The organism is Microbacterium maritypicum MF109 (assembly GCF_000455825.1).
Classification (GTDB): Bacteria; Actinomycetota; Actinomycetes; order Actinomycetales; family Microbacteriaceae; genus Microbacterium; species Microbacterium maritypicum_A.
On sequence record NZ_ATAO01000031.1, the window covers coordinates 1 to 545 of the forward strand.

The window sequence follows — 545 nt, forward strand, 5'->3', positions numbered from 1 at the left end:
GGCGAGGTCGCCGTCGGTGCGCACCCCGTCGACGAGCACCGCGCAGCGCGGCAGGATGTCGACGAGGGCCGGATGCTCGGCGACGACCGCCGCGCGCAGGGCGACGAGTGACCGCTCCCCGCGCTCCTCGACGTCGGTTCCCGCAGCCTCCGCAGCAGCGGCGAAGTAGCGCACCCGCGTCATCGGGGGTCTCCGGGGTCTGCTTCGCCCGGACGGACCCAGTCGCCGGAACGGCCGCCCGACTTCGCCACGATCCGCACGTCTTCGATCACGACGGCGCGGTCGACGCCCTTGATCATGTCGACGATCGCGAGGGCGGTGACCGACACGGCCGTCAGCGCCTCCATCTCGACACCGGTACGGTCGGCGGTGCCCACCGTCGCCTCGATGCGCACGCCGTCGTCGACGATCTCGAGGTCGACGCTCGCCCGATGCACGCCGATCACGTGCGCCAGCGGCAGCAGCGCGGGGGTGGACTTGGCCGCCTGGATGCCCGCGATGCGTGCCACGGCGAGCACGTCGCCCTTCGGCACGGTGCCATCGCG

Annotated in this window: 2 protein-coding genes; both read right to left on the reverse strand. The window is 73.2% G+C overall.

All coding sequences use genetic code 11. The annotated features are described in order from the left end of the window. Positions 1 to 183, reverse strand: a 183-nt coding sequence (locus tag L687_RS24560; protein ID WP_021198450.1) for a hypothetical protein, incomplete at its 3' end; no start/stop codon positions are given. Beyond that, positions 180 to 545, reverse strand: a 366-nt coding sequence (gene moaC, locus L687_RS24565; protein ID WP_021198451.1) for a cyclic pyranopterin monophosphate synthase, incomplete at its 5' end; no start/stop codon positions are given. The genes L687_RS24560 and moaC, both read right to left, overlap by 4 nt.